Source organism: Pandoraea sp. B-6 (assembly GCF_000282835.1).
Taxonomy (GTDB): Bacteria; Pseudomonadota; Gammaproteobacteria; order Burkholderiales; family Burkholderiaceae; genus Pandoraea; species Pandoraea cepalis.
On the sequence record NZ_AKXS01000014.1, the window covers coordinates 1 to 4,572 of the forward strand.

Genomic DNA, 4,572 nt, shown 5'->3' on the forward strand with positions numbered 1-4,572 from the left:
CGCCCCCCGCCCCGACGAGTCCGCCGCCCGCCGCCGACGCGCCGCAGGTGGCCGCTCCGCTGCCGTGGTGCGTGCAGACCTCGCTACGCGAGGAGGATGACTTGATGCGCAACTTCGGCGGCATTCCCGCCGGCGTGCGCCGGATCGAAGAAACCCGCTTCATCGCCAGCTACGATCGCGCCACTGGCAAGGTCGGGCCGCTCGACAACGGCAATCGCTTCGTGATGGATTTCGACGCACAAGGTCACCTGCTCGCGAACACCGACCGCGGCCACTATTCGTATGACGCCAGCGGCCGGTTGGAGAGCATCGATGGCGCCCCCGTCGAGTGGCAGAACGCCGACGCCTGGATTGTGCACGGCCCGGGACGTCGCGCCGCGTGGAAGGAGCAAGTCCGCCAGGAGAACAACGGGCAGTGGGAATGGACCCGCAGCCTCATCGCCGCCGCCAACGGCGCGCATCCTCACCGTGCGGGCAGCCTGCAGGCGCGACGGTTCGACGACGAGTGTTTCGCGCTCTCGCGTCAATGGTCGGCGCCCAACGCAGCACGTCAGGTCGTCACGGCCGACGGCAAGGTGCGTCCAGCGCCGAAGCGGGTCTCCTACCGGACGTTCGCCAGCGTGGAGCGCAAGCCGGATGGCGAGCGCATCGTTCGCGACAACGGCGCCGCCGCCCTCATCGACGGTCAATGGCTCGCGCTGGCGTGGGACAACGAGGTCGCGCAATACTCACCGCGTCACGAACTCACGCGCGTGACCCGCACCGACGCCGCCACGGGCGAGCGTCATGTGTCGGAGTACCACTACAAGTACGACGCGCAAGGCAATATCGTGCGCGTCGTGATCACCTCGCCCGCCGCGCATGGCGAGAAGGTCGACCCGTTCGCCAATGTCTTCGTGCGCAAGCTGACCTACTTCGACGCGGCGCCGGCTGCCCCGGCGCCCAACCAACTCACGTCGGCAAAGTAAAGCGGAACGTCGCCCCCCGCCCGGCCTGCCCGGGCGTGTCGACCAGCGTGATGCGCCGTCCGTGCAGTTGCAGAATGCGATGCACGATGCGCAAGCCCAGCCCACCTTCACGGCGAGCGCCGCCGACCGTGAATGGCCGCTCGAACAGGCCTTCGCGCGCGGTCTCGGGAATGCCGGGACCGGTGTCGCTCACCAACACTTCGATGTCGGCGCCCACCGGCGCCACCGCCACCGTGATCTCACCGCCCGACGGTGTGTAGCGCAGCGCGTTGTCGAGCAGGTTCGTGAACACGCGCTCGATCAGGCCGAGGTCGGCCCGCGCAACGGGAATTTGCGGCGCGAGTTGCGCGCGCAACGCGACACCGCGCGACTCGGCACTCAGTTCGAATTTCTGAAAGACGTCCTGGATCAGATCCGTCACGGAGAACGGCTCGGCCTCGGGCTGCACGAAGCCATGTTCCAGACGAGCCAGTTCGAACAGCGACTGCGCCAGCGCGCCGACCTTGCGGCTCTGATCGAGGGCGATGCCCAGATAGCGCCGCCGCTCGGCGGGCGTGAGCGTGGCGTCCTTGAGCGAGAGCGTCTCGAGATAGCCGTGCAGCGACGAGAGCGGCGTGCGCAGATCGTGCGAGATGTTGGCGATGAGTTCGCGCCGCTCCTGATCCTGGCGCGTGAGCGTGCGCCACTGCGTGCCCAGTCGCTCGACCATCTGTCGGAAGGCACGTTCGAGCACCACGATCTCGTCGTTCGGCCGCGCCTGCTGCGACGCCAGTTCATCCGCGGAGACGGCGGGCAGCGGCACCGGGGCCGCGTCGATATCGAACTCGCGCACCGAATCCGTCAAGCGGCGCAACGGACGCGTAATCAGCGCGAACGCCGCCAGACCGGCAATCAGGCACAGCGCCGCCACCAGGCCGATCGACCATAGCGCGGTATCGAGCGCCGCGCTCGTCGCCCCGCGCGCCGCGAAGCGGTCGTGCGCCTCGCCGACCAGCACGACGTAGACGTAGCCGACCTCGCGACCGTCCACCCGCAGCGGCGCGGCGCTGAATACCTTGCGGACATCGGCGTTACGGGGATCGTCGCCATAGATCGGCAACGCCTCGCCATCGATCAGCCGATGCACGGGCGCCAGATCGACCTGCGTGCGCCGCAGATGGCCTTCAGGCGCCGCGTGACCGGTAATACGCCCCTGCATGTCGAGCAGATACACTTCGACGCTCGGATTCACCACCATGAGTTGCCCGAACAGACGCCTCACGGCGTCGGGCTTCATGCCGTTCGCGTCCATGAGCTGGGCATTCGCGGCGATATGCTCCGCCAGTCCGCGCGAGAGCCCCTGAATCACTTCGGCTTCGTGCATGCGATTGGCGCGCACCTGCATCCACGCCGACGTGCCGCAGCACACCAGCAGCAGTCCCGCGAATACGAGCGACAGGCGCTGCGTGAGGGTGAGATTCCAGCGACGCATCATGCGCCTCCCGCCTCGGCACCCGTGGTGTCGGGCCCACCGTCATTGGCGAACTTGTAGCCGCGTCCCCAGACCGTGAGGATACGCGCGGGCTGCGCCGGATCCGCCTCGATCTTGGCACGCAGGCGATTGATGTGTGTGTTGACGGTGTGCTCGTAACCCTCGTGCTGATAGCCCCACACCGCGTTGAGCAGGTCCATGCGCGAGAACACCTTGCCGGGCTGGCGAGCGAAGAAGTACAGCAGATCGAATTCGCGCGGCGTGAGATCGAGCCGCTTGCCGCCAAGCGATGCCTCCCGCGCAATCGGGTCGATGAACAACCCCGCCATCGCCAGGCTGCCGGCGTCCATGCGCGCGTTGCGCGCCAGCGCATCGACCCGCCGCATGAGCGCCTTGACCCGCGCCACCAGCTCCAGCACTGAAAACGGCTTGGCCAGATAGTCGTCGGCGCCCAATTCCAGCCCGAGAATACGATGCACTTCGCTCGCGCGCGCACTGATGATGATAATCGGCGTATAGCGGGTCATCGCCCGCGCGCGACGGCAGATTTCCAGTCCGTCGACGCCGGGCAGCATCAGGTCGAGGACCAGCGCGTCCCAGCCCCCCTCGGACAATCGCCGAAGGCCTTCGTCGCCGTCGGCGCAATGCACGACCTCGAACCGCTCGTCGCGCAGATGCAGCGCGAGCAGGTCGGCGATATGCACGTCGTCTTCGACGAGCAAAACACGGCGCGGCGATTCCATCGCTGGCACGGCTCCCGGAAAAGTGGGTCTTGAAGGCCCCATTGTGCGCAGTTCCCGCACCGCGAGGTATCACGAATTGTTTAATTTTACGTGAGGACTTTGCCATCGCCGGCGCACTACCCTTCAATTATCGATCCGGCGCGAACGCCTGCTGTGTCTGCTGCGCCGAACCACGGCCGTCGCGCTCCCCTGAACACGCGGCGGCGGGCCAGCCCCGCGCCGGATCGCCCTACTGACCGGAGGATGTCATGCGTTTGTCCGATAACCCACCGCGCAAGCCGTCGCGCACGCACGCCGCGAAGGCTGCCCCGGCGCCGTCGCGCCGCGCGTTCCTGCTGAGCGCCACTGCGGCAGCCGCCGCCGTCGCCGCCGGGCTGGTGCCGCGTCTCATGCGCCCCGCGCACGCCGACGATGCCCGTCGCGCCACGGATCCCGAGCACTTCGAGGTCGCCTACAGCGATGCCGAATGGCGCAAGCGTCTGACGCCCGCCCAGTACGAGATCTTGCGTCAGGCGGGCACCGAGCGTCCCTATTCCAGCCCGCTCAATGACGAACACCGCGCCGGAACGTTCGCCTGCGCCGGCTGTGCGCTGCCGCTTTTCTCGTCGCGCACGAAATTCGACAGTCACACGGGTTGGCCGAGCTTCTGGAAGCCTCTGGACCATGCCGTGGGCACGCACACCGACTCGACCTTCGGCATGGTTCGCACCGAAGTCCATTGCCGACGTTGCGGCGGCCACCTCGGCCATGTGTTCGACGACGGCCCGAAGCCGACCGGCCTGCGCTATTGCATGAACGGCCTTGCGATGACGTTCCAGCCGCAACCCGCCTGAGCGCCATGCGTCCGCCGGCGTCGAGTTACCCACCTCCGCTTCACCCCGCCAACGGGTGCGGCTCAAGGAGCGCTTCATGACTTTGCTCATCCTCGCCTACCTCGGCGGGATTCTGACGATCGTCAGTCCGTGCATCCTGCCGGTACTGCCGTTTGTTTTCTCGCGGGCTGGCCAATCGTTCTCGCGCAGCGTGTTGCCCATGCTTGCGGGCATGGTGCTGATGTTCGCGCTGGTGGCAACGCTCGCCGCCGTAGGCGGAAGCTGGGTCGTGCAGGCGAACCAGTATGGCCGCTGGCTGGCGCTCGCCCTCGTTGCCCTGTTCGGTGCGACGCTCCTCTTCCCGAAACTCGCCGAACGGCTCACGCATCCGCTCGTGTCGTTGGGTGATCGTCTGTCGCAGTCCGCGCAAGGGCGCAGCGCCGCCACGGGCAATGCGAACACGGGGGCCCGTCCCGGCGCGTCGTTCCTGCTTGGCATCGCCACCGGCCTGCTCTGGGCGCCCTGCGCCGGTCCGATCCTCGGGCTGGTGCTCACCGGCGCGGCGCTGCAGGGCGCCA

General features: G+C 67.6%; 5 protein-coding genes. 3 read left to right on the forward strand and 2 right to left on the reverse strand.

The genetic code is table 11. The features are described from left to right. On the forward strand, positions 1 to 968 hold a 968-nt coding region (locus A985_RS23625), incomplete at its 5' end, for a hypothetical protein (protein ID WP_039829602.1). On the opposite strand, the gene A985_RS0100085 is transcribed toward A985_RS23625, so the two are convergent. Together A985_RS0100085 and A985_RS0100090 are read right to left on the reverse strand one after the other, a co-directional pair. Continuing rightward, positions 952 to 2,442 (reverse strand): HAMP domain-containing sensor histidine kinase, encoded by a 1,491-nt coding sequence (locus tag A985_RS0100085; protein ID WP_017231398.1) that lies wholly within the window; start codon positions 2,440 to 2,442, stop codon positions 952 to 954. The two genes, A985_RS23625 and A985_RS0100085, sit on opposite strands and share 17 nt — an antisense overlap. Then, positions 2,439 to 3,182: a response regulator transcription factor gene (locus A985_RS0100090; RefSeq protein ID WP_017231399.1), complete on the reverse strand. Its 744-nt coding sequence runs from the start codon at positions 3,180 to 3,182 to the stop codon at positions 2,439 to 2,441. Before A985_RS0100090 ends, A985_RS0100085 begins: the two co-directional genes overlap by 4 nt. Positions 3,183 to 3,571: 389 nt before the next feature. Between A985_RS0100090 and msrB the strand changes: the two genes are divergently transcribed. Further along, positions 3,572 to 4,015: a peptide-methionine (R)-S-oxide reductase MsrB gene (gene msrB / locus A985_RS0100095; protein WP_369751535.1), complete on the forward strand. Its 444-nt coding sequence runs from the start codon at positions 3,572 to 3,574 to the stop codon at positions 4,013 to 4,015. A 76-nt stretch (positions 4,016 to 4,091) separates the two neighbouring features. Further along, the coding region (locus tag A985_RS23630) for a cytochrome c biogenesis CcdA family protein (protein ID WP_039829604.1) at positions 4,092 to 4,572 on the forward strand (481 nt) is incomplete at its 3' end.

Excerpts from the sequence above, each read along its gene's own strand:
- A985_RS0100085 (WP_017231398.1), bottom strand. The coding sequence starts at position 2,442 with ATGATGCGTCGCTGGAATCTCACCCTCACGCAGCGCCTGTCGCTCGTA.
- msrB (WP_369751535.1), top strand. The coding sequence starts at position 3,572 with ATGCGCCCCGCGCACGCCGACGATGCCCGTCGCGCCACGGATCCCGAG.
- A985_RS0100090 (WP_017231399.1), bottom strand. The coding sequence starts at position 3,182 with ATGGAATCGCCGCGCCGTGTTTTGCTCGTCGAAGACGACGTGCATATC.